The organism is Micromonospora sp. NPDC051141, from assembly GCF_044455765.1.
Classification (GTDB): domain Bacteria; phylum Actinomycetota; class Actinomycetes; order Mycobacteriales; family Micromonosporaceae; genus Micromonospora.
In genome coordinates this window covers 322665-345107 of record NZ_JBITFD010000005.1, presented here as the reverse complement: position 1 = coordinate 345107, position 22443 = coordinate 322665, and the positions used below count along the sequence as shown (strand labels likewise).

The window sequence follows — 22443 nt, the reverse complement described above, 5'->3', positions numbered from 1 at the left end:
GGGGAAGGGCGACCGCCAGTGGGAACCTCTGAAAGTTCTTGCTGACCGGCGCCGGGGTGCTGCGCCGCTGCTCTCGCATGTTGCGGGGACGTTAGCAAGAGGTTGCAGAGAATGGAAGGGCTTGCAGAAGTGTACGCAAGACTTTGCCGTTGAGCTAAAGTGCCGCCATGCGCGCTCGACTGTCCGACATCGCCCAACAGGCCGAAGTCAGCGAGGCCACGGTGTCGCGGGTGCTCAACGACCGCCCCGGAGTGGCCCCGGAGACCCGGCAGGCCGTCCTCACCGCCCTCGACGTCCTCGGCTACGAACGACCGGCCCGCCTGCGCAAGCGCAGCGCCGGGCTGGTCGGCCTGGTCGTGCCCGAGCTGGACAACCCGATCTTCCCGGCGTTCGCCCAGATCATCGAGTCCGCGCTGGCGCCCACCGGCTACACGCCGGTGCTGTGCACCCAGACCCCCGGCGGCGTCCGCGAGGACGAGTACGTCGAGATGCTGCTGGACCGGCAGGTCTCCGGCATCGTCTTCGTCTCCGGCCTGCACGCCGACACCGCCGCCGACCACGACCGGTACCGCACGCTGCTCGCCCGGCCGCTGCCGATCGTCATGATCAACGGGTACGCGCCGGGCATCCCCGCGCCGTTCGTCTCCTGCGACGACCGGGAGTCCGCCGAACTCGCGGTCGCCCACCTGGTCGCGCTCGGGCACCGGCGGATCGGCCTGATCACCGGCCCGGACCGGTTCGTCCCGGTGCAGCGCAAGGTCGCCGGCTACAAGGCCGCGATGCGGCGCCTCACCGACATCTCCGACGAGGACCTGACCGAGCTGACCGAGCTGTCCCTGTTCGGCGTGGAGGGTGGCGAGGCCGCCGCCGGCCGGCTCATCGAGCGCGGGGTGACCGGCCTGGTCTGCGGCTCGGACCTGATGGCGCTCGGCGCGATCCGGGCGGCCCGGCAACGCGGTCGCTCCGTCCCCGAGGACGTCTCGGTGGTCGGCTACGACGACTCGCCGCTGATGGCCTTCACCGATCCGCCGCTGACCACGGTGCGCCAGCCGGTCGCGGCCATGGCGGTGGCCGCCGTACGCGCCCTGGTCGACGAGATCAACGGGCACCCGTCCCCGAACTCCGAGTACCTGTTCCGCCCGGAGTTGGTGGTACGCGGCTCCACCGCGGTCGCCCGGCCCGCCCCCGCACCCAAGCGCCAACGCCCCGCCCCCACCCTTCCCGTCCCCGCCTGACCCGGGCCCGGCGCGGGCCGTCTCGGGATCTGGGAGAGGTGCGAACGGTAACCGCACTGGTGGAGCGGGTGATCGGCGTCATTTCTTGCGCAAGGAATGCTTGACTCTTGCAGCGCCGACGCGGCATTCTGCACAGACACCCCTGCGCCGCCACAGAACGGGATCGCCACCGATGACCTCCGCCCCCACCCCCACGCCACCGGCCACCGACGACGACTGGTGGCGGTCCGCGGTCGTCTACCAGGTCTACGTCCGCAGCTTCGCGGACGCGAACTCCGACGGCGTCGGTGACCTCCAGGGCATCCGGGGGCGCCTGCCCTACCTGCGCGAGCTGGGCGTGGACGCGCTCTGGCTGACCCCGTTCTACACCTCCCCGCAGGTCGACGCCGGCTACGACGTGGCCGACTACCGCGACGTCGACCCGCTCTTCGGCAACCTCACCGACTTCGACGAGATGATCACCGACGCGCACGCCCTGGGCCTGCGGATCATCGTCGACCTGGTGCCGAACCACACCTCCAGCGCGCACCCCTGGTTCGCCGCGGCGCTCGCCGCCGGCCCGGGTTCCCCGGAGCGCGAGCGCTACCTGTTCGCCGACGGCAAGGGCGAGCAGGGCGAGCTGCCCCCGAACGACTGGGAGAGCATCTTCGGCGGCCCGGCCTGGACCCGGGTGGTCGACGGCCAGTGGTACCTGCACCTGTTCGACCCGGCCCAGCCCGACCTGAACTGGCGTCACCCCGAGGTGCGCGCCGAGTTCGAGGACGTCCTGCGCTTCTGGCTGGACCGCGGCGTCGACGGCTTCCGGATCGACGTGGCGCACGGCATGATCAAGGCCGAGGGCCTGCCGGACGTCGGCTTCAGCACGATGACCACCGGGCAGCGCCAGTCGGACCTGCTCGGCAAGGGCCGGCTGCCCTACTTCGACCAGGACGAGGTGCACGACATCTACCGCGCCTGGCGGCCGATCCTGGACAGCTACCCGGGCGGCCGGATGGCGGTCGCCGAGGCGTGGGCCGAGACGCCGCAGCGGCTGGCCCGCTACATCGGCCCGGACGAGCTGCACCAGGCGTTCAGCTTCGACTTCCTGGAAGCCACCTGGTCGGCCGACTCGTTCCGCAAGGTGATCGACACCGCGCTTGCCGAGTCGACAATCGTCGGCGCGCCGACCACCTGGGTGCTCTCCAACCACGACAAGCAGCGCCACGTCACCCGGTACGGCGACGGCGAGGTCGGCCTGCGCCGCGCCCGGGCCGCCGCGCTGCTGATGTTCGCGCTGCCCGGCTGCGCCTACGTCTACCAGGGCGAGGAACTGGGCCTGCCGGAGGTGCTGGACCTCCCCGACGAGCTGCGCCAGGACCCGTCGTTCCTGCGCACCGGGGAGAGCCGGGACGGCTGCCGGGTGCCGATCCCGTGGAGCGGCGAGCTGGCCCCGTACGGCTTCGGGCCGGACGGCAGCGAACTGAGCTGGCTGCCGGCGCCGGCGACCTGGCGGGCCCTCTCGGTGGCCGCCCAGACCGGCGTGCCCGGCTCGACGCTGGAGCTGTACCGGGCGGCGCTGCGGATCCGGGGCACCCACCCGGCGCTGGCCGACCTCGGCGGCATCACCTGGCTGGAGACCGAACCCGGCGTGCTGGCGTTCCGGCGGGCCGCCGGGGACACGGAGCTGACCTGCGTGGTCAACCTCAGCGGCGCGGACGTGACGGTCGCCGGCTTCGGCCGGCCGCTCGTCGCCAGCGCCGATCTCACCGAGCGGGGCGACGGGCACGTCCTGCCGGTGGACGCGGCTGCGTGGTTCGAACGGCGCTGAGCCGGGTAACCCGCCAATGACCTGGTCGTCCGTTGTGCTCCGCGCCGACGGGCGGCTGGGCTGCCGACCCCTTGTGGTGGGGGGTGAGGTGACATCGGCCCCCGGGAGTCCGCTCCCGGGGGCCGGCGTCCGTTCGGGCCGCCGCGCCGGTGGTCAGCCGCCCTTGGCGGTGAGCAGCGCGGCGATCCGGGCGAAGCCGGCGCGGACCTCGTCGGCGCCCGGCGGCTCCGCCGGTTGCGGCGCCGGCTGGCGCTCGGCGGCCAACTCCAACTCGTCGTCGATGACGTCCTCGAAGTCGCCGTAGAGATCCGCCTGGTCGGCCTCGGCCGCCTCGTCCTCCGCGGCGATCTGCGCGGCGGCGATCTCACCGCGGATCTCCTCCGGCGTCAGCGCCGGCAGCAACGGCTCCACGACCGCCATCAACTGCTCCTCGGCCACCACCGCCTCGGCCAGCGCCAGCGCGTGCGGCCGTTCGTACGGGCCGCAGACCACGGGCTCCCACTCGTCGTCGGCGGCCAGCGGACCGAACGTGATGATCCAGGGCAGGCCGAGCATCGGCGAGTCGTCCGGCAGGTCCAGTGTCACGAGTGCGCCCACCGGCCCATCATCGTCGTTCCGCGCCGGCCCGGGGACCGCAATCTGACGAGTCTCCCCGCTCAGGCGACCGTGCTCAGCCACGCGTGCCGGCGTCCAGCGCCGCCCGGACCAGGGCGACCGCCCGCTCCGGCGGCACCCCCAGGCGACGCGCCTCGGCGGCGTAGTCGGCCGCGGCCCGGTGCAGCCGGTCGGTGGCGTCGTCGCGCCCGGGCGCCACCACCGTGCCGTGCCGGCCTCGGGTCTGCACCAGCCCGGCGGCCTCCAACTCGCGGTAGGCCCGCGCCACCGTGTTCACCGCCAGCCCCAGGTCGGCGGCGAGCTGCCGGACCGCGGGGAGCCGGGTGCCCACCGGCAGCCGTCCGTCGCCGACGGCGCTCGCGAGTTGGGCGCGCACCTGCTCGTACGGGGGTGTCGCCGACTCCGCGTCCACCCGGATCCGCGGGCTCATCCCCCGCCGCCCGGGGTGCCCGGATCGGTCTCCTCGTCCAGCACGTCGGCCTCCACGTCCACCTCCCGCGCACCGCCCTCGGCCAGGTCGACCACCCGGCCGTACCGGCTGGTGGCGGCGAGCGCCGCGCCGAAGAGCACCATCTGGTTGAGCAGGTAGAGGTAGAGCAGCAGGCCCACGGCGGTGGCCACCACCGTGTACGCCGGATTCCGCTCGGTGCGCACCACGTAGTAGCGCCCCACGGTGTTGAGCAGCGTGATCCCGATCGCGACGGTCAGCACCGCCGGGCGCAACCGGCGGCGGCTCATCCGCAGCCGGGGCACGGCCAACAGCAGCGCGGCGGCGAGCACGGCGTTGACCAGCACGCTCAGCACCGCGCTGACCGTGGTCAGGCCGACCGAGCCGGTGCTGCGCAGCAGGAAGCGCAGCAGCGACTCCAGCGCGTCGACGGCGGCGACCGAGACGAAGAGCAGCACGAAGACCGCGACCAGCACGCCCAGGTCGACCAGGTGGCGCACCACCAGGTTGCCGGGCTGCTGGTTCAAGCCGTACATCAGGCGCTGCGACGAGCGGATCGCCTCCACCCAGCCGATCCCGGTGAAGACCAGGATGATCAGACCGACCACGCCGACGGTGTTGCTGCTCTCGGCGATCTGCGCCGGGTCGACAAAGGGCAGGTTCTCCCGGAGGAACTCGGCCGCCGCGCGGCTGACGTCCTCGTTGTCCCGCAGCACCGCGCCGAAGATCCAGTACGCGACCAGGGCGAGCGCGAACACGGCGAAGAAGCCGTAGTAGGCGATGGCGGCGGCGAGCCGCCCGGCGAGCAGGTCGGCGTAGAGCGTCCCGGCCAGCCAGACATGGTCGAAGGCGGACGAGCGACCGCGGACCGCGTCGATCCGACGCCCGACCGCTTCCTCGATCCGGCCGAAGACGTTCACCCCGCCATCCTCGCCGATCGTCGCCCTCGGCGGAGGCGGCCCGGCCGGCCGGATGTTCAGCGCGGGCCGCCGAGCCGGAAGTCGCGACGGGGCTGCCACCGGGTCGCCCCGCTGTGCGAGAAGAGCGTGAACGCCTCCACCTCGAACAGCGCGGAGAAGTCGGCCAGATCCTCGTACGCCTTGTCGAGCACCTCGGGCGGCACGTCCTGGGCCACGGTGACGTGCGGGTGGTACGGGAAGCGGGCCTCGCGGTGCAGCTCCGGAGCCGAGTTGATGGCGGCGGCGAGCAGCTCGCACTCGCTGATCCCGGCCGCCACCGTCACGAATACCACCTGGGTGACCGGGCGGAACGTGCCGGTGCCGCGCAGGTGCAGCGTGAACGGCAGGTGCGTGGCGGCCACCCGGCTCAGGTGCGCCTCGACCGCCGGCAGCGCGCGTACCGGGATCTCGGTGGGCCCGAGCAGGGTGACGTGCGCCGGGACGGCCTGCGGGTCGCCGGCGGAGACCCGGCGGCGGGTGAGCAGCCCGCCCCACGGCTCGGGCACGTCGACCGCGATCCCGATCTGGATCGTGTCCCCGCCGCCCGGCGCTGCGTCACTGCCCGCCACGTTGCGCGCCATCCCTCCGCTCACCGTCACCGTTCCCCGCCCGCCGCTACGCGGACCGCACCGGGGGAAGGAACCCCACCCGTTCGTACGCGGTGCGCAGCGTGTCGACCGCCACCGCCCGGGCCTTCTCCGCGCCCCGCGCGAGCAGCTTGTCGAGCTGGGCCGGGTCGTCCAGATAGCCGTTGGTGCGCTCCTGGATCGGGGTGACGAACTCCCGCACCACCTCGGCGAGGTCCTTCTTGAGATCGCCGTAGCCCCGGCCGTCGTACGCGGCGACCAGGTCGTCGATGCCGCGGCCGGAGAGCGCGGAGTAGATGGTGAGCAGGTTGGAGATGCCCGGCTTCCCCTCCGCGTCGAAGACGATCTCGCGGCCGGTGTCGGTGACCGCCGAGCGGATCTTCTTGGCCGAGCGGGCCGGGTCCTCCAGCAGGTCGATGATGCCGGCCGGGGCGGAGAACGACTTCGACATCTTGGCGGTCGGGTCCTGGAGATCGACGATCTTGGCGGTGTCCTTCACGATGTGCGGCACCGGCACCCGGAAGGTGGGGCCGAACAGCGAGTTGAACCGCTGCGCCAGGTCACGGGAGAGCTCCAGGTGCTGCCGCTGGTCCTCGCCGACCGGCACCGCGTGCGCCTGGTAGAGCAGGATGTCGGCGGCCTGGAGGATCGGGTAGGTGAACAGGCCGACGCTGGCCCGGTCGCTGCCCTGCTTTTGCGCCTTGTCCTTGAACTGGGTCATCCGGCCGGCCTCGCCGAACCCGGTGATGCAGCCGAGCACCCAGGCCAGCTGCGGGTGCTCGGGTAGCTGCGACTGGACGAACAGGGTGCTGCGTTCCGGGTCGATGCCGAGCGCGAGGAGCTGCGCGGCGGCCACCCGGGTGCGCCGCGTGAGCACCTGGGGGTCGTGCCCCGCGGTGATCGCGTGCAGGTCGACGACGCAGTAGAACGCGTCGTGGCTGTCCTGGAGCGCCACCCAGTGCCGCAGCGCGCCCAGGTAGTTCCCGAGATGGAACGAGTCGGCCGTCGGCTGGATGCCGGAGAAGACGCGCGGGCGGGCGGGTACGTCGGACATGGCGGCAATTCTGTCAGCAAGCCCCCGGGTCCGTCATGACGGGCCGGCGGGTCGGGCAGGTACGGACGGGCGCGGGCCGCTGACCTCGCGCCGGGGCTCGGGCAGCCGGCGTACCGAGACCGCCAGGCGGGACACCCGCCGGCCGTCGAGCGCCAGCACCCGCAGCAGCCAGCCCTCCGGATCGGCGGCATCCGACCCGTCGGCCGGGTCGTCCCGCACCGGCACCTCGTCGCCGACCACCGGCAGGCGGCCCAGCGCGGCCATCACGTACCCGCCGACCGTCTCGTACGGGCCGGCGGGCAGCGGCACCCCGGTGCGTTCGGCGAAGTCGGCCAGGTTGAGCCGGCCGTCGACCACGGCGGGCAGGCCGGCGGGCCCCGGGTCGGGCGGGCCGTGGCTGCCGTCGCGGATCTCCCCGACCAACTCCTCCACCAGGTCCTCGCAGGTGACGATGCCGGCGGTGCCGCCGTACTCGTCGACCACGACGGCCAGGTGGTGCCCCTCCCGACGCATCTCGGTGAGCGCCGCCAGCACCCGTTTGCTGCCCGGCAGCCGCTTCACCTCGCGGGTCAGCGCGCCGACCGCGACCCGGCCGGCCGGCTCCGGGCACAGCAGCACGTCCCGCAGGTGCACCAGACCGACGACGTCGTCGTGCGTGCCGTCCACCACCGGGTAGCGGGTGTGCGGGTCGGCCCGGACCAGCCGCTGCGCCTCGGCCACCGGCAGGCCGGCGGCGAGGAAGACCACCTCGGTGCGGGGCACCATCACCTCGCGGACCAGCCGCGCGCCGGCCACCAGCACCTCGTCGATGATCCGGCGTTCGTCCGGGTCGAGCAGCGTGTTGGCGGCGACGAGGTCGCGCAGGTCGGCCTCGCTGATCCGTTCCCGCCCGGCGGTGGGGCTCGCCCCGAGCAGGTGGGTCACCACCCGGGTGGCGCCGTCCGCGGCCCGCACCACGAGCCGGGCCACGGCCCGGGCCAGCGGGCCGGATTCGCGTCGGGGCCGCCCCGACGGTCGCCGCCGGGGCCCGGGACCACCCGCTTCCCGCATGACAAGCATGGTAGACAGCGACCGGCGCGAACCCGCCCCGATGTGCGGATCTGTTCAATCCTGATGGATCGTGGTGGAATAGCAGCGGGACTCACTTGACAGCGCCGACACAGTCGTCAGCCGTAGGGTGATCAACGACGGCCGTCACGGACGCGGCCCGAGGCAGGAGGACCGGACGTGAAACTGCTCGTCACCGGCGGCGCCGGCTACATCGGCAGCGTGGTGACCCGGATGCTGATCGACCACGGCCACCAGGTGACCGTGTTGGACGACCTGCGCACCGGCCACCGCGAGGCGCTCGCCCCCGACGCCACCCACGTCGACCTGCCGGTGCACGAGGCCGCCCGGGTGCTCACCCCCGACGCCGGGTTCGACGGCGTGCTGCACTTCGCCGCCCTGATCGCCGCCGGCGAGTCGATGATCCGCCCCGAGCTCTACTGGCACACCAACACCGTCGGCTCGATCGCCCTGATCGACGCCGTCCGCGCCGCCCGGGTGCCCCGGATGGTCTTCTCCTCGACCGCCGCGGTCTACGGCAACCCCACCGAGCTACCCATCCCGGAGACCGCCGTCAAGGCGCCCACCAACACGTACGGGGCGACCAAGCTGGCCGTCGACATGGTGCTCACCTCCGAGGCGGTCGCGCACGAGCTGGGCGCCGTCTCGCTGCGCTACTTCAACGTCGCCGGGGCGTACCTGCGCGACGGGACGGCGATCGGCGAACGGCACGACCCGGAGACGCACCTCATCCCGATCGCGCTCGACGTGGCCGCCGGCCGGCGCGAGAAGCTCCAACTCTTCGGCGACGACTACCCCACCGCCGACGGCACCTGCGTCCGCGACTACATCCACGTCGAGGACCTCGCCCGCGCCCACCTGCTCGCGCTGGACGCCGCCACGCCGGGCCGGCACCGGATCTACAACCTGGGCAACGGCAACGGCTTCACCAACCGCCAGGTCGTCGACGTGGTCCGCGAGGTCACCGGCCACCCGGTGCCGGTCGAGGTGGCGCCCCGCCGCGAGGGAGACCCCGCCGAGTTGGTCGCGTCGTCCGCGCTGGCCCGCGACGAGCTGGGCTGGGTGCCGGAGAAGCCGACCCTGCACGACATGGTCGGCGACGCCTGGGCGTTCTACCGCGACCACCGCACCGGGCAGACCTCATGAGCGGCGACGTCGCGGCCCGCGCCACCGAAGGCTTCCGGCAGCGGTACGCCGCCGAGCCGGCCGGCCACTGGGCGGCTCCCGGACGGGTCAACCTGATCGGCGAGCACACCGACTACAACGACGGCTTCGTGCTGCCCTTCGCGCTGCCGCTGCGTACCGTGGTCGCCGCGGCGCCCGGCCCGGACGCGCGCTGGACGGTCTGGTCGGAGCTGGACGACGCCCCGGTCGAGTTCGGCGCCGCGGAGGCCGACGAGCCCGGCCGGGTCGACGGCTGGGCCGCCTACGTGGCCGGCGTGGTGTGGGCGCTGCGGGCCGCCGGCCTCGACGTCCCCGGCGCGCGGCTCGCCATCGCCTCCGACGTGCCGGTCGGCTCCGGCCTCTCCTCGTCGGCCGCCATCGAGGCGGCGGTGCTGGCCGCGCTGGTCGACCTCGGTGGGCTCGACCTGCCCGCCGACCGCTGGCCCCGGCTCGCCCAACGCGCCGAGAACGAGTACGTCGGCGCGCCCACCGGGATCATGGACCAGTCCGTGGTCGTCCGGGGCCGGGCCGGTCACGCGCTCTTCCTCGACTGCCGCACCGAGGAGGTCGAGCAGATCCCGTTCGACCTGGACGCGGCCGGGCTGGCCGTGCTGGTGATCGACTCCCGCGCGCCGCACCGGCACGCCGACGGCGAGTACGCGGCCCGGCGCAGGAGCTGCGAACGGGCCGCCGCGACGCTCGGCGTGACCGCGCTGCGTGACGTGCCCACCGACGGTCTCGACGCGGCGCTGGCCCGCCTCGACGACGACGAGACGCGGCGTCGGGTCCGGCACGTGGTCACCGAGAACCAGCGGGTGCTCGACACCGTCGCGTTGCTGCGCGCCGACCGGGTCCGGGAGACCGGTCCGCTGCTGACCGCCTCGCACGCCTCGATGCGCGACGACTTCGAGATCACCGTTCCGGAGATCGACACCGCGGTCGAGGCGGCGCTCGCGGCCGGCGCGTACGGCGCGCGGATGACCGGCGGCGGGTTCGGCGGCTGTGTGCTCGCCCTGGTCGACGCGGACGCCGCCGAGAAGGTGGCCGCCGCCGTCACCACCGCGTACGCCGACCGCGGCTTCACCGCCCCCCACACCCTGACCGCCCTCCCCGCCCCCGGCGTCACCCGCCTCCCCTGACGCCCGCCGCACCCCCGCCCGCGCCCCCCCGACGCCCGCACCCCCGCGCCCCCCGACGCCCGCGCGCCCCGACGCACGCGCGCCCCGACGCCCGCGCGCCCCTGATTCACGGAAAGAGTGGCTATCCGAGCATGGATGGCCACTCTTTCCGTGAATCTGCGCGGCGAGCGCTGGGGGAGTGCGGTCGTCAGGCGGCTTCGACGATCATGCCGGCGCCGACGGTGCGGTTGGTGGCTTCGTCGATGATGACGAAGCCGCCGGTGGTGCGGTTGCGGCGGTACTCGTCGGCGAGCAACGGCACCGTGGTGCGCAGCCGGACGCGGCCGATCTCGTTGAGCTTGAGCTCGGTCGCCGTCTCGTCCCGGTGCAACGAGTTGACGTCCAGCCGGTAGTGCAGGTCCCGCACGATCGTGCGGGCGGAGCGGGTGGTGTGTTTGATCGCGTATCGGCCGCCGACCTGCAAGGGGCGGGTCTCGTCCATCCAGCAGATCATCGCTTCGATGTCCTGGGCGACCATGGGGGCGTTGTTCGGCCGGCAGATCAGGTCACCGCGGGAGATGTCGATCTCGTCGGTCAGGCGGACCGTCACCGACATCGGGGGGAACGCCTCCTCGACCGGGCCGTCTGCGGTTTCCACCGCGGCGATACGGCTGGTGAAGCCGGACGGCAGCACCATCACCTCGTCGCCCGGCTTGAGCACGCCGGAGGCCACCTGCCCGGCGTAACCCCGGTAGTCGGTGACGGTGGTCGACTGCGGCCGGATCACGTACTGCACCGGGAACCGCACGTCGACCAGGTTGCGGTCCGAGGCGATGTGCACGTGTTCCAGGTGGTGCAGCAGCGACGGGCCCTCGTACCAGGGCATGTTCTCCGAACGGGTGACGATGTTGTCACCGCGCAGCGCGGAGATCGGCACCACGGTCAGATCCGGCGCGTCGAGCTTCGCCGCGAACGCGGTGAACTCGTCGGCGATCCGCTCGAAGACCTCCTGCGACCAGTCGACCAGGTCCATCTTGTTGACACACAACACCAGGTGCGGCACCCGCAGCAACGAGCAGAGAAACGCATGCCGACGGGACTGCTCCACCAGCCCCTTGCGCGCGTCCACCAGGATCAACGCCAGGTCCGCCGTCGACGCGCCGGTGACCATGTTCCGGGTGTACTGGGTGTGCCCCGGCGTGTCAGCGATGATGAACTTGCGCCGCGGCGTCGCGAAGTAGCGGTACGCCACATCAATCGTGATGCCCTGCTCCCGCTCGGCGCGCAGACCATCGGTGAGCAACGCCAGATTGGTGTACTCGTCACCGCGCGCCGCGCTGACCGCCTCGACCGCGGCGAGCTGATCACTGAACAGCGACTTCGTGTCGTACAACAACCGACCGATCAACGTCGACTTACCGTCGTCGACGCTGCCGGCGGTGGCGAAGCGCAGCAGATCCATCGGCCGTGCGGCGGTCTCACCGTCAGCCGGCGCCCAGGTGTCGACACTCATCAGAAGTAGCCCTCTCGCTTACGGTCCTCCATGGCGGCCTCGCTGACCCGGTCGTCACCGCGGGTCGCGCCGCGCTCGGTGATCCGGGTGGCGGCCACTTCCTCGATCACCTTCTCCACCGTGTCCGCGTCCGAACGCACCGCCGCGGTGCAGGAGGCGTCACCCACGGTCCGGTACCGCACCTGAGCCTTGAACGGCTGCTCACCAGCCCGAGCCCGGAAGAACTCGTTGACCGCGTAGAACATGCCGTCGCGCTCGATCACCTCACGCTCGTGCGCGAAGTAGATCGCCGGCAACGGGATCCGCTCCCGGGCGATGTAGTGCCAGACGTCCAGCTCCGTCCAGTTCGACAGCGGGAACACCCGGATCGACTCACCCGGGTGATGCCGACCGTTGTACAGCGACCACAGCTCCGGACGCTGGTTCTTCGGATCCCACTGACCGAACTCGTCACGGAAGCTGAACACCCGCTCCTTCGCCCGGGCCTTCTCCTCGTCCCGCCGGGCGCCGCCGAACAACGCGTCGAAGCGGTGCTTCTCCACCGCGTCGAGCAACACCGGCGTCTGGATGCGGTTACGCATACCATCCGCCGACTCGCGGACCATGCCCCTGGTCAACGCCTCCGGCACACTGGCCACGATCAGGTGCAGACCCAACTCGGCGACCCGCTGGTCACGGTAGTCGAGCACCTCGGGAAAATTGTGCCCGGTGTCCACATGCATCACCGGGAACGGAATGTTGGCCGGCGCGAACGCCTTCTGCGCCAACCGGAGCATCACAATCGAGTCCTTGCCACCGGAGAACAGCAACACCGGCCGCTCCATCTCGGCGACCACCTCACGCATCACGAAGATGCTCTCCGCCTCGAGCGCGTCGAGGTGCGACACCTGGTACGCGGCGGGGGACGTCATGACACGAACTCGATTCGCTCGGATCCGTACATCGGATTCCAGACCTTTCCGGTCGGAGTCGTGAAGAAGAACGCTCAGGTTACCCGGAATGACGCTGCAACGCCGCAAGCAACCGACTCGCGAGATCCTTGCGGCAGACCAGCAGATCGGGTAGGCGCGGGTCGGCCTCGTTGTATTTCAGCGCAGAACCGTCGATCCGGGAAGCGTGCAGTCCGGTGGCCGTCGCCACAGCGACCGGAGCGGCCGAGTCCCACTCGTACTGGCCGCCGGCATGGATGTACGCGTCGACCTCGCCGGTCACCACCGCGGCGATCTTCGCACCCGCCGAGCCCATCGGAACCAGATGAGCGCCGACATCCGCTGCCAGATCGGTCAGGAAAACCGGCGGACGGCTACGACTGACCGCCAATCGGACGGTCCTTACGTCGCCGGCCGTGGCCGCCTCCACCGTCATCGGCGGGTACGCCGGCGGGTGGTCCGTGCCCAGCACGCGGTGCTGCGCCGGCAGACCCACCGCGCCCGCCACCAGACCGTGCGGCGTGGGCGCGTGCCGCGACCAGAGCGCGACGTGCACCGCCCAGTCCGCGCGCCCCTCCTCCGCGTACTCCCGGGTGCCGTCCAGCGGGTCGATGATCCACACCCGGTCAGCGGTCAGCCGGGACATCGCCTCCCGGCTCACCTCGGCCGTCCAGGCCAGCCGCGAGCCCTCGTCCTCCTCCGACAACACCGCGTCCGCCGGGCGCCACCGGGCCAACTCGGTCCGGATCAGGTCGTGCGCGACCTTGTCGCCGGCCGACGTCAGCGCCCCGGCGTCCGCGAAACCCAACTCCGCGCGCAGGTCCGTCAACGCCTGCCCGGCCCGCGACGCCAACCAGCGGGCGAACGCGCCGTCGATCATCGGAGGACTGCCCATGGTGTCACCGCTCCCGTCGCCGGCCCCGCTCACGTCGCGAGGCGCAGACTACCGGCCGGCACTCCGGGAGCCGGTTCAAGCCCCGTGGTACAGGTTCTGCGTCGGCTCCACACCCTTGGTGACCACCGACTCCACCACGTCCGCCGCGCGGTCGACCAGGAACTCCAACTCCTTGCGCTCCGCGGCGGAAAAATCCGAGAGTACGTAGTCCGCCGGGTCCTGCCGGCCCGGTGGCCGCCCGATGCCGAACCGCACCCGGACGTAGTCCTTCGTGCCCAGCGACTTCGACATCGACCGCAGCCCGTTGTGGCCGCCCTCGCCGCCGCCGCACTTCACCCGCACCTGCCCGTAGCCGATGTCCAGCTCGTCGTGCACCGCGATCACCCGCGCCGGGGGGATCTTGTGGAACTGCGCCAGCCCGGCCACCGGACCACCGGAGAGGTTCATGTAGGTGAGCGGCTTCAGCAGCACCAGCTTCGGGCCGCCGAACCCCAACCGCCCCTCGGCCGCCTCGGCCATCGCCCGCTTGTGCCGCCCGAACCTCGCGCCCACCCGCGCCGCCAGCAGGTCGGCCACCATGAACCCGACGTTGTGCCGGTTGGCCGCGTACTCCCGACCGGGGTTGCCCAGGCCGACCACCAGCCACGGCCCCGCCTCGTCCGTCACCCCGACGCCCCTTCCCACTCGCTTCCCCGACCAGCCGCCCCGATACGCCGACAGGCGCCCCCGGACCCCGGGGACGCCTGTCGCACAGCCTGCGGACCGATCAGGCCTCGGTCTTCGCCTCGGCCGGGGTCTCCTCGCCCTCGGCGGCCGGAGCGCCCTCCGGCGACTCGGCGGTCTCCTCGCCGGCCTCGGCGTCGGCCTCCTCGGTGGCCTCCTCGACCTCGGGGAGGGTGGCCTCGAGCTGCTCGGCGGTCGGGGCGGCGGTCACCGAGGCGACAGCGGTCTCCTCGTCGGTGGCCAGCTCGACGCCGGACGGCAGCTCGACGTCGGCGGCGGTGATCGTGGTGCCCGGCTCGGCGCCCTCGATCGACGCCTCCAGGTGGTCCGGCACCTTGGTGGCGTCGGCGGTCACCGAGAGCGTGTCGTGGTCGTGCACGATCAGGGTGTCCTTCGCGGCCTCACCGGTCAGCTGGACCGGGACCTCGACGGTGACCTTCTCGCCCCGGCGGACCAGCAGCAGGTCCACGTGCTCGAAGGAGTCCTTGATCGGGTCGCGCTGGATCGCCTTCGGCAGCGCCAGCACCTGGGTGCCGTCGCTGACCTCGATCGCGAAGAGCTGGTTCGCGCCGCCCTTACGGATCGCGGCGGCGAACTCCCGCGCCGGAAGCGCGATGTGCTTGGGCTTCTCGCCGTGGCCGTACAGCACGGCGGGCACCTTGCCGGCCCGGCGGGTACGACGGGCACCACCCTTGCCGAACTCGGTACGGGGCTCGGCGCTGATCTTTACCTCGGACACGGGGAAACTCCTGATACTTCGCTGCGGCGGCTTGTCGTCTGGCGGTGCTGGGCGAGGGGCTCGCTGGGGCTCAAGGTCATGAACGACCGCCCGGAGCACCGCGTCGATGACGGCGCCTCCGTGCGGTGCTTTTCAGCAGCCCGCCGGGCACCCTCGCCGTGGCAACCGGATTAGTCTACCCGAGCCAATTCCGCGCCCGCCGGCAGTCCCCCACTATCACCACACCGTCCGGTCCGCAGCGCAACGGCCCGGCCGCCGGAGGACACCGGCGACCGGACCCCACGGTCAGCTCAGGCCACCGAACAGGGTGGTCACCGAACCGTCGTCGAAGACCTCGCGGATCGCCCGCGCCAGCAGCGGGGCGATCGACAGCACGGTCAGCTTGTCGAGCTGCTTCTCCGGTGGCAACGGCAGCGTGTTCGTCACCACGACCTCGCTGATCGGGCTGTTCTTCAGCCGCTCCGTCGCCGGGTCCGACAGCAGCGCGTGCGTCGACGCGACCACGATCTCCGCCGCCCCGGACTCCTTCAGGATGTCCGCCGCCTTGGAGATCGTGCCGCCGGTGTCGATCATGTCGTCCACGATCAGGCACACCCGGCCCTCGACCTCACCCACCACGCGGTTCGCCACCACCTGGTTCGGCTTCAACGGGTCCCGGGTCTTGTGGATGAACGCCAGCGGGCAACCACCCAGCCGGTCCGTCCAGCGCTCCGCGACCCGTACCCGGCCCGAATCCGGCGCCACCACCGTCATCGGCCGGCCCGCGTACTTGTGCTCCACGTACTCGGCGAGCACGTCCATCGCGAACAGGTGGTCCACCGGGCCGTCGAAGAAGCCCTGGATCTGCGCGGTGTGCAGATCCACGGTCAGGATCCGGTTCGCGCCCGCGGTCTTCAGCAGGTCGGCCACCAGCCGCGCCGAGATCGGCTCCCGGCCCCGGTGCTTCTTGTCCTGCCGCGAGTAGGGGTAGAACGGCAACACCACGGTGATCCGCTTGGCCGAACCGCGCTTCAGCGCGTCCACCATGATCAGGGTCTCCATGACCCACGTGTTCACCCCGTGCGTCACGGACTGCACCACGAAGGCGTCCGAACCGCGGACCGAGTCCTTGAACCGTACGAAGATCTCACCGTTGGCGAACTCGTAGGCGTCGGCGGGCGTCGGCGCGACGCCGAGCACCTCACCGATCTCCTTGGCCAGCTCCGGAAAACCCCTCCCGGAGAAGAGCATCAGGCTCTTGCGGTTCTCGGCGACGATGCTGCCCATGGGCCCGTCTGCTCCCGTATGTCGGTGGTGCCCGGCGCGGCCGGGAACTGTTCGGTTGCAGTATCCCCCGGGTTCACCGGTCCACCCACCGCCCGGCGGTCCCCGTGGATTCAGTCACCTTCGCTTGCGGCCCCGCCCGGCCCCGCCTCGCCGTCGCGGGCCTGCCGGGCCGCGTCCGCCGCCGCCGTGCCGGCCCGCTTGCGCAGCACCCAGCCCTCCACGTTGCGCTGCTGGCCGCGCGCCACCGCCATCGCGCCCGGCGGCACGTCACCGGTGATCACCGAACCGGCCGCGGTGTACGCGCCGTCGCCCACCCGGACCGGGGCCACGAACATGTTGTCCGCCCCGGTACGCGCGTGACTGCCGATCGTGGTGTGGTGCTTGTGCACCCCGTCGTAGTTGACGAACACCGTGGCGGCGCCGATGTTGCTGTGATCGCCGATCGTGGCGTCCCCCACGTACGACAGGTGGGGCACCTTCGAGCCCTCACCGATCGTCGCCTTCTTGGTCTCCACGAACGTGCCGACCTTCGCCCTGCGGGCCAGCCGCGACTCCGGCCGCAGATACGCGTACGGGCCGACGCTGGCCTGCGGGCCCACCTCGGCGCCCACCGCGTGGCTGCGCACCACGCTCGCGCCCTCGCCCACCGTGGTGTCGACGAGCGTGGTGTCCGGGCCGACCGACGCGCCCGCGCCGACCGTGGTGGCACCCCGCAACTGGGTGTTCTGGTCGACCACCGCGTCCCGCTCCAGCGTCACCGTCACGTCGATCCAGGTGGTGTGCGGGTCGAGGAGGCTCACGCCGGTACGCATCCAGCCCTCGTTGACCCGGTCGCGCAGCAGCCGGCGCAGCCCGGCCAACTCCACCCGGTCGTTGCAGCCCAGCGTCTCCACGTGGTCGGCCGCCCGGTGCACCGCCACCGGCTCGCCCGCGTCCCGGAGCAGCGCGAAGACGTCGGTGAGGTACTCCTCGCCCTGGTCGTTGTCGGTGGAGAGCTTGCCCAGCGCCTCCCGGAGCCGGACCGCGTCGAACGCGTAGATGCCCGCGTTGATCTCCCGCAGCGCACGCTGCTGCGGCGTGGCGTCGCGCTCCTCGACGATCTGCGCCAACCGCCCGTCCGTGTCCCGCACGATCCGGCCCAGGCCGGTCGGGTCCGGCACCTCGGCGGCCAGCACGGTCGCCGCGGCGACGGCGTCCTCGTGCGCCTCGACCAGGGCCGCGACGGTCTCCGGCCGCAGCAGCGGCACGTCGCCGTTGATCACCACGACGGTGCCGGCCGCGTCCGGCACCGCATCCAGCGCGATGCGGACCGCGTGCCCGGTGCCGAGCTGGCGCTCCTGGAGCACCGGCGTGGCGGCCGGGGCCACCTCGGTCAGGTGCGCCCGCACCTGGTCGGCGCCGTGGCCGACCACCACCACGGTGCGGTCCGCGCCGAGCGGCCCGGCCGCGGCCAGGACGTGACCGAGCAGGGTACGGCCGAGCAGGGGGTGCAGCACCTTGGGCAGGGACGACTTCATCCGCTTGCCCTCACCGGCGGCGAGCACGACAACGGTGCGGAGGTGGGGCTGGGACACGACGTGGCTCCCGTCGGGACGGCGACAGTCTCGCGGTCATGCTAACCACGCAGCTCGCCGCAATTCACATCCGGCCGCACAAACGCCGTCCGTCTCGGACGATCCGGCGGTTGAGCTGGGGTGCCTGGATTCGAACCAGGAGCTCAAGGCTCCAAAGGCCTGCGGGTTGCCGTTACCCCACACCCCAATGCCATGTCAAGACCTACGGGTCGCCTCTCTCGGCTTGAACTTCGTCCGCGATCCGAAACAGCTCGGAGATCATACCTTCGATCCGCCAGTAGAGCGCACGGCCGCGCGGCACCGTGATCACCAAGCAGCCGTGGTAGGTGTCGCCGGTGTTCCGGCGCACCGTGGTGGGCTTGTGTCGCTTGAGCACCGTCCGGCGGAACCGGTCGACCGGCAGCCGGAGACGCTCCGCCCACCAGCGGACGGCGTCCTCGGCGTCGGCCGACTCGTGAATGCTGACCCGGTAGGTCGGTACGCTGCGCCCGATGCCGCACACCTCAAGAAATCGCAGGAACAACGCCAGCAGCCCTGGGTCGCTGTTGACGAACTGCACCGTTACGGCCCTGCGCCACGGTTTCGACTTGGCCCCCTCGCACCAGTAGATCGCCGCACCCAGCACCAGCAGGTCCCGCTCGCTGAGGACACCCACCGCACCGGCAGCCCGGGCCTGCTCGGCCGCCTGCGCCGCGTCCCGCGCCTCCCGATAGGCGCCCCAGCGAGCGTCGGTCATCACCTTCGAATGCGCGCGCCGCCGCTCGGCCACCGCCGCATCCGGGTCCAGCGGCAGGTGCCGCACCCACTGGTAGGCGGTCGACTTGGCGACGCCGAGCTGCTCCGCGATCTGGTTGACCGAGCGTCCGGCGGCGCGCAGCCGCAGCGCCTCGGCCCGGTCGTCGTCCCGGGCGCGGGGACGACGGGTCCACTCCGGCGGTGGCACGCCGCGCAGCAGCGCGGACGCCCGATCCCGGCCGATGCCCAGCCGGGCCCGGATCTCGGCGACGGAGAGCTGTTCCTCGACACGCAGCCGGCGCGCCTCGGCAGCGAGCGGATCGGTCACCAAGCCAACTTAGAACAGGCGTACGACAAGTGGTCGCCGGTCGGCCGGCGCGGACCACGCCTGGCAGGATGGGGTGGGTGACCGACGTTCCCGGCAGCGACCGCGTTCGCCGGCGGGCCGTCCCGGCGACCAAGCCCCGGGTGCGGATGTCCGCGGCGCAGCGGCGCGAGCAGTTGATCTCGATCGCCCGGCAGATCTTCGCCGAGCGCGGGTTCGACGCCACCTCGATCGAGGAGGTGGCGTCGCGGGCCAAGGTCTCCAAGCCGGTGGTCTACGAGCACTTCGGCGGCAAGGAGGGGCTCTACGCGGTGGTGGTGGACCGGGAGGTCCGCTCACTGCTGGACCGGATCACCACGGCGTTGACCGCGGGCCATCCGCGCGAGTTGCTGGAGCAGGCCGCGTTGACGCTGCTGACCTACATCGAGGAGGAGACCAGCGGGTTCCGGGTGCTGGTCCGGGAGTCGCCGCTGATGTCGGCGACGGGCAACTTCAGCAGCGTGATGAACGACGTCGCGCACCAGGTGGAGCACATCCTCGGCGCGGAGTTCTCCAGCCGGGGGTACGACCCGAAGCTGGCGGAACTCTACTCGCAGGCGCTGGTGGGCATGGTGGCGTTGACCGGGCGCTGGTGGCTGGAGGTGCGCCGGCCGCGCAAGGAGACGGTGGCGGCGCACCTGGTGAACCTGGCCTGGAACGGCCTGTCGCACCTGGAGTCGAAACCGGGGCCGATCCAGGGTTAGCGATTGCCCTCGGCGAGCGGGTGGTAGCGGCGGCGGCGCTCCTCCTCGGCGTGCTCGGGCGGCCCGACCTTGTCGTAGAGCCCGGTGGCGAGCAGGATCAGCCCGAACAGCAGCGACACGATGACTGTGGACATCGAGAAGTTCAGGAAGTTCGCCGAGGTCTGGAGCACGGCCATCATCAGGATGCCGGTGACCAGGAAGACCGCGCCGGCGGTGAGGTTCATGTAGTGCCCGAGGTTGTTCCTTCGGGACGCGCCGATGATCAGGACCGCGCCGAAGACCACCGAGACCAGCGAGAAGGCCAGGTTGGTGCGCAGCCCGAGCGCCCAGTTGCTGTCCCGGCCGAACAGCCCGTCGCCCCAGGTCTGGAACACGCCCCAGACGCCGAAGGCCAGGATGTAGAGGCCGATCAGCCCGGACAGCAGCCGGTAGAGCGGTCGCGCGGGATGGTTCACCGGGAAGTGCGCCATGGTGCCCTCCAGCCGTGGAGACTGATTCGGGGCAATTGTCCCCCGGGGCGTCCGCTTCCGTACCGGGAAACGCCGAAGGCCCGGCGCGGACGCCGGGCCTTCGGGGTGGCTCGGGGTCAGAGCACCAGGCGGGCCTTCTGCCAGGCCTCGTGCTCGTCGTCGGTGCCGACCTTGCCGTACATGCCGGCCACCAGCAGGACCAGCGACAGCGTCAGGACCACGATCACCGTCATGATCGAGAAGTTGAGGATGTTGGCGTCCGTCTGGAGGAACGCCAGCGCGGCCAGCCCGATGACCATGAGCGTGTACGCCAGCCACTGGTTGACCGCCACGTCGAGGTTGCGGCCGATCGCGGTGCCGACCAGGATCACCACGCCGATCAGGATCGACAGCAGCGAGAAGCCCATGTTGGTGCCCTGGCCGAGCACCTTCGTGTCGTCCTGGGCGAAGAAGTCGTTGCCGGCGCTGGCGATGATGCCGAGGCCGCCGAAGACGACGAAGTACAGACCAACGAGCCCGCCGATCGCCCGGTAGATCGGCCGCGCGGGGTGGTTGACGGGGGTGTGGGCCATCTCAGCGTCTCCAAGACCGTTCGGATGAGGGTTCCTCGGTGATTGTCCCGTACGGCGGTCAGTGACGCCGCACACCCCCCACGCCTCAGCCGCCGGGCAGCTCCTCGGCCAGCGCCAACCAGGTCTCCTCGGTGCGATCCCGCTCGGCCCGGACCTCCTTGAGCTGGGCGTCCAGCTCGGCGACGCGGGCGTAGTCGGTGGCGTTGGCGGCGAGTTGCTCGTGCAGGCCCGCCTCCTTCTGTTCGAGCTTGGCGATCTGCCGTTCCAGCCGGTTGAGTTCCTTCTTCGCGGTGCGTACCTCGGCGGCGGACATGCCGTCGCGGGCCGGCGCGGCCGTGCCCGGGGTGAGGTCGGCGGGCGCCGGGCCACCGGCCGCGGCGGCCCGGGCCAGGTACTCGTCGACGCCGCCGGGCAGGTGCACGAGCCGCCCGTCGCCGAACATGCCGTACGCGACGTCGGTGACCCGCTCGATCAGGTAGCGGTCGTGGCTGGCCACCACGATGGTGCCGGGCCAGGAGTCGAGCAGGTCCTCCAGCGCGGCGAGCGTGTCGGTGTCCAGGTCGTTGGTGGGCTCGTCGAGCAGCAGCACGTTGGGCTCGCCGGCGAGCAGGCGCAGCATCTGGAGGCGGCGGCGCTCGCCGCCGGACAGGTCGCTCACCGGCGTCCAGAGCCGCCGGTCGTCGAAGCCGAAGATCTCGGCGAGCTGGGACGCGCTGATCTCCCGGTCGCCGAACTGCACCCGGCGGGCCACCTCCTCGACGGCTTCCAGCACACGCAGGTGGCCGGGGAGTTCGGCGAGTTCCTGGGAGAGGAACGCCGGCCGCACGGTCTGCCCGGCGGCGAAGCGCCCGCCGTCGGCGCCTGTCACGCCGGCGAGCAGCCGCAGCAGCGTGGTCTTGCCGGCGCCGTTGCGGCCGAGGATCGCGATCCGGTCACCGGGGCCGACCTGCCAGGTGGTGTCGCGCAGGATCTCCTTCGGGCCGGCGTGCAGGGTGACGTGCTCCAGGTCGTACACCTGCTTGCCGAGCCGGGCGGTGGCGAGCCGTTGCAGCGACATGGTGTCGCGCGGTTCCGGCACGTCGGCGATGAGCGCGTTCGCGGCGTCGATGCGGAACTTGGGCTTCGAGGTGCGCGCCGGCGGCCCCCGCCGCAGCCAGGCGATCTCCTTGCGGAGCAGGTTCTGCCGGCGGGCCTCGGTGGCGGCGGCGATCCGCTGCCGTTCGACGCGGGCCAGCGTCCACGCGGCGAAGCCGCCCTCGTACGCCCGGACGGTCCGGTCGGCGACCTCCCAGGTGGTGGTGCAGACGGCGTCGAGGAACCAGCGGTCGTGGGTGACCACGACCAGCGCGCCCTTGCGGGTGACCAGGTGCCGGGCCAGCCAGTCGACGCCACCGACGTCGAGGTGGTTGGTGGGCTCGTCGAGGACGAGCAGGTCGGCGTCGCGGACCAGCAGCGCGGCGAGCGCGACCCGGCGGCGTTCCCCGCCGGACATGGTGCCGACCGCGGCGTCGAGGCCGAGGTGGGGCATGCCGAGGCCGTCGAGGATGGCCCGGACGCCGGCGTCGCCGGCCCACTCGTGCTCGGCGCCCATGCTCTCGCCGAGCCACGCGGTGCCGAGCACGACGTCCCGGACGGTGAGGTCTGCGGCCAGGTCGAGGCGTTGCGGCAGCCAGGAGACCCGCAGGTCGCGGCGGTGGGTGACCCGGCCGTCGTCGGGTTCCTCGGTGCGGGTGAGCATCCGTAGCAGCGTCGACTTGCCGGCGCCGTTGAGGCCGACCACGCCGATCCGGTCGGCGTCGTCGAGGCCGAGCGAGACGTCGGTGAGCAGCGGCCCGGCGGCGCCGTACCCCTTGGACACCCGGTCCAGGTTGACGATGTTGGCCACTGGCTCACCTTTCACACGA

Annotated in this window: 21 protein-coding genes, 1 tRNA gene and 1 pseudogene; 5 read left to right on the top strand and 18 right to left on the bottom strand. The window is 72.0% G+C overall.

Annotation, left to right across the window (positions count from 1 at the left end; all coding sequences use genetic code 11):
- Positions 1-167 precede the first annotated feature (167 nt).
- Positions 168-1235 carry a LacI family DNA-binding transcriptional regulator gene (locus ACIA6B_RS12810; protein WP_396772915.1) on the top strand — a complete coding sequence of 356 codons (1068 nt, stop codon included), beginning with the start codon at positions 168-170 and terminating at the stop codon, positions 1233-1235.
- Between the two features lie 172 nt (positions 1236-1407).
- A complete protein-coding gene (locus ACIA6B_RS12805) occupies positions 1408-3042 on the top strand; it encodes a glycoside hydrolase family 13 protein (RefSeq protein ID WP_396772913.1) in 1635 nt (544 codons plus the stop codon).
- Between the two features lie 153 nt (positions 3043-3195).
- On the opposite strand, the gene ACIA6B_RS12800 is transcribed toward ACIA6B_RS12805, so the two are convergent.
- The 6 genes from ACIA6B_RS12800 to ACIA6B_RS12775 all read right to left on the bottom strand — a co-directional run bounded on the left by ACIA6B_RS12800 (position 3196) and on the right by ACIA6B_RS12775 (position 7755).
- Positions 3196-3639: a hypothetical protein gene (locus ACIA6B_RS12800; protein ID WP_396772911.1), complete on the bottom strand. Its 444-nt coding sequence runs from the start codon at positions 3637-3639 to the stop codon at positions 3196-3198.
- Between the two features lie 73 nt (positions 3640-3712).
- Positions 3713-4087 (bottom strand): GntR family transcriptional regulator, encoded by a 375-nt coding sequence (locus ACIA6B_RS12795; protein WP_396772909.1) that lies wholly within the window; start codon positions 4085-4087, stop codon positions 3713-3715.
- A complete protein-coding gene (locus ACIA6B_RS12790; RefSeq protein WP_396772908.1) occupies positions 4084-5025 on the bottom strand; it encodes a YihY/virulence factor BrkB family protein in 942 nt (313 codons plus the stop codon). The genes ACIA6B_RS12795 and ACIA6B_RS12790 overlap by 4 nt, the downstream gene beginning before the upstream one ends.
- Positions 5026-5081: 56 nt before the next feature.
- Positions 5082-5645 carry a 2'-5' RNA ligase family protein gene (locus ACIA6B_RS12785; RefSeq protein WP_396773151.1) on the bottom strand — a complete coding sequence of 188 codons (564 nt, stop codon included), beginning with the start codon at positions 5643-5645 and terminating at the stop codon, positions 5082-5084.
- Between the two features lie 34 nt (positions 5646-5679).
- On the bottom strand, positions 5680-6705 hold the full coding sequence (gene trpS, locus ACIA6B_RS12780) for a tryptophan--tRNA ligase (RefSeq protein WP_396772906.1): 1026 nt from the start codon (positions 6703-6705) through the stop codon (positions 5680-5682).
- Between the two features lie 33 nt (positions 6706-6738).
- On the bottom strand, positions 6739-7755 hold the full coding sequence (locus ACIA6B_RS12775; RefSeq protein WP_396772904.1) for a hemolysin family protein: 1017 nt from the start codon (positions 7753-7755) through the stop codon (positions 6739-6741).
- Between the two features lie 177 nt (positions 7756-7932).
- Between ACIA6B_RS12775 and galE the strand changes: the two genes are divergently transcribed.
- Both galE and galK read left to right on the top strand, forming a co-directional pair.
- Positions 7933-8919 (top strand): UDP-glucose 4-epimerase GalE, encoded by a 987-nt coding sequence (gene galE, locus ACIA6B_RS12770; RefSeq protein ID WP_396772902.1) that lies wholly within the window; start codon positions 7933-7935, stop codon positions 8917-8919.
- The gene (gene galK, locus ACIA6B_RS12765; protein ID WP_396772900.1) at positions 8916-10076 is read left to right on the top strand and encodes a galactokinase; all 1161 of its coding nucleotides are present in this window, start codon (positions 8916-8918) and stop codon (positions 10074-10076) included. The genes galE and galK overlap by 4 nt, the downstream gene beginning before the upstream one ends.
- Before the next feature lie 187 nt (positions 10077-10263).
- Here galK and cysN read toward each other — a convergent pair whose 3' ends face one another.
- From cysN to ACIA6B_RS12720, 9 genes and pseudogenes are all read right to left on the bottom strand, one after another.
- Positions 10264-11568 (bottom strand): sulfate adenylyltransferase subunit CysN, encoded by a 1305-nt coding sequence (cysN, locus tag ACIA6B_RS12760; RefSeq protein ID WP_396772898.1) that lies wholly within the window; start codon positions 11566-11568, stop codon positions 10264-10266.
- On the bottom strand, positions 11568-12479 hold the full coding sequence (gene cysD, locus ACIA6B_RS12755; protein WP_396772896.1) for a sulfate adenylyltransferase subunit CysD: 912 nt from the start codon (positions 12477-12479) through the stop codon (positions 11568-11570). Before cysD ends, cysN begins: the two co-directional genes overlap by 1 nt.
- A gap of 79 nt (positions 12480-12558) precedes the next feature.
- Positions 12559-13392 carry an inositol monophosphatase family protein gene (locus tag ACIA6B_RS12750; protein ID WP_396772894.1) on the bottom strand — a complete coding sequence of 278 codons (834 nt, stop codon included), beginning with the start codon at positions 13390-13392 and terminating at the stop codon, positions 12559-12561.
- 75 nt (positions 13393-13467) lie between these two features.
- Entirely contained in the window at positions 13468-14058 is a 591-nt protein-coding gene (gene pth / locus ACIA6B_RS12745; protein WP_396772892.1) for an aminoacyl-tRNA hydrolase, read from the bottom strand.
- Between the two features lie 100 nt (positions 14059-14158).
- Positions 14159-14854 (bottom strand): 50S ribosomal protein L25/general stress protein Ctc, encoded by a 696-nt coding sequence (locus tag ACIA6B_RS12740; protein ID WP_396772890.1) that lies wholly within the window; start codon positions 14852-14854, stop codon positions 14159-14161.
- A 285-nt stretch (positions 14855-15139) separates the two neighbouring features.
- Positions 15140-16120 carry a ribose-phosphate diphosphokinase gene (locus tag ACIA6B_RS12735; protein ID WP_107157145.1) on the bottom strand — a complete coding sequence of 327 codons (981 nt, stop codon included), beginning with the start codon at positions 16118-16120 and terminating at the stop codon, positions 15140-15142.
- A gap of 50 nt (positions 16121-16170) precedes the next feature.
- Positions 16171-17694, bottom strand: a pseudogene (gene glmU, locus ACIA6B_RS12730) (bifunctional UDP-N-acetylglucosamine diphosphorylase/glucosamine-1-phosphate N-acetyltransferase GlmU); the annotation flags it as partial.
- Between the two features lie 115 nt (positions 17695-17809).
- Positions 17810-17881: transfer RNA gene (locus ACIA6B_RS12725), tRNA-Gln, on the bottom strand.
- A gap of 15 nt (positions 17882-17896) precedes the next feature.
- On the bottom strand, positions 17897-18757 hold the full coding sequence (locus ACIA6B_RS12720) for a helix-turn-helix domain-containing protein (protein WP_396772888.1): 861 nt from the start codon (positions 18755-18757) through the stop codon (positions 17897-17899).
- Between the two features lie 77 nt (positions 18758-18834).
- Here ACIA6B_RS12720 and ACIA6B_RS12715 point away from each other — a divergent pair, with 77 nt between their 5' ends.
- Positions 18835-19497: a TetR family transcriptional regulator gene (locus ACIA6B_RS12715; protein WP_396772886.1), complete on the top strand. Its 663-nt coding sequence runs from the start codon at positions 18835-18837 to the stop codon at positions 19495-19497.
- Here ACIA6B_RS12715 and ACIA6B_RS12710 read toward each other — a convergent pair.
- The 3 genes from ACIA6B_RS12710 to ACIA6B_RS12700 all read right to left on the bottom strand — a co-directional run bounded on the left by ACIA6B_RS12710 (position 19494) and on the right by ACIA6B_RS12700 (position 22424).
- Positions 19494-19967, bottom strand: a complete 474-nt coding sequence (locus ACIA6B_RS12710; RefSeq protein ID WP_396772884.1) for a DUF4383 domain-containing protein — start codon at positions 19965-19967, stop codon at positions 19494-19496. The two genes, ACIA6B_RS12715 and ACIA6B_RS12710, sit on opposite strands and share 4 nt — an antisense overlap.
- A 116-nt stretch (positions 19968-20083) precedes the next feature.
- Complete coding sequence (locus tag ACIA6B_RS12705; protein ID WP_396772882.1) at positions 20084-20539, bottom strand: DUF4383 domain-containing protein; 456 nt, start codon at positions 20537-20539, stop codon at positions 20084-20086.
- 85 nt (positions 20540-20624) lie between these two features.
- Complete coding sequence (locus ACIA6B_RS12700) at positions 20625-22424, bottom strand: ABC-F family ATP-binding cassette domain-containing protein (protein WP_396772881.1); 1800 nt, start codon at positions 22422-22424, stop codon at positions 20625-20627.
- Positions 22425-22443 lie beyond the last annotated feature (19 nt).

Excerpts from the sequence above, each read along its gene's own strand:
- ACIA6B_RS12750 (WP_396772894.1), bottom strand. The coding sequence starts at position 13,392 with ATGGGCAGTCCTCCGATGATCGACGGCGCGTTCGCCCGCTGGTTGGCG.
- ACIA6B_RS12775 (WP_396772904.1), bottom strand. The coding sequence starts at position 7,755 with ATGCGGGAAGCGGGTGGTCCCGGGCCCCGGCGGCGACCGTCGGGGCGG.
- ACIA6B_RS12710 (WP_396772884.1), bottom strand. The coding sequence starts at position 19,967 with ATGGCGCACTTCCCGGTGAACCATCCCGCGCGACCGCTCTACCGGCTG.
- ACIA6B_RS12805 (WP_396772913.1), top strand. The coding sequence starts at position 1,408 with ATGACCTCCGCCCCCACCCCCACGCCACCGGCCACCGACGACGACTGG.
- trpS (WP_396772906.1), bottom strand. The coding sequence starts at position 6,705 with ATGTCCGACGTACCCGCCCGCCCGCGCGTCTTCTCCGGCATCCAGCCG.
- cysD (WP_396772896.1), bottom strand. The coding sequence starts at position 12,479 with ATGACGTCCCCCGCCGCGTACCAGGTGTCGCACCTCGACGCGCTCGAG.
- ACIA6B_RS12705 (WP_396772882.1), bottom strand. The coding sequence starts at position 20,539 with ATGGCCCACACCCCCGTCAACCACCCCGCGCGGCCGATCTACCGGGCG.
- ACIA6B_RS12735 (WP_107157145.1), bottom strand. The coding sequence starts at position 16,120 with ATGGGCAGCATCGTCGCCGAGAACCGCAAGAGCCTGATGCTCTTCTCC.
- ACIA6B_RS12795 (WP_396772909.1), bottom strand. The coding sequence starts at position 4,087 with ATGAGCCCGCGGATCCGGGTGGACGCGGAGTCGGCGACACCCCCGTAC.
- ACIA6B_RS12810 (WP_396772915.1), top strand. The coding sequence starts at position 168 with ATGCGCGCTCGACTGTCCGACATCGCCCAACAGGCCGAAGTCAGCGAG.
- galK (WP_396772900.1), top strand. The coding sequence starts at position 8,916 with ATGAGCGGCGACGTCGCGGCCCGCGCCACCGAAGGCTTCCGGCAGCGG.
- ACIA6B_RS12785 (WP_396773151.1), bottom strand. The coding sequence starts at position 5,645 with ATGGCGCGCAACGTGGCGGGCAGTGACGCAGCGCCGGGCGGCGGGGAC.
- cysN (WP_396772898.1), bottom strand. The coding sequence starts at position 11,568 with ATGAGTGTCGACACCTGGGCGCCGGCTGACGGTGAGACCGCCGCACGG.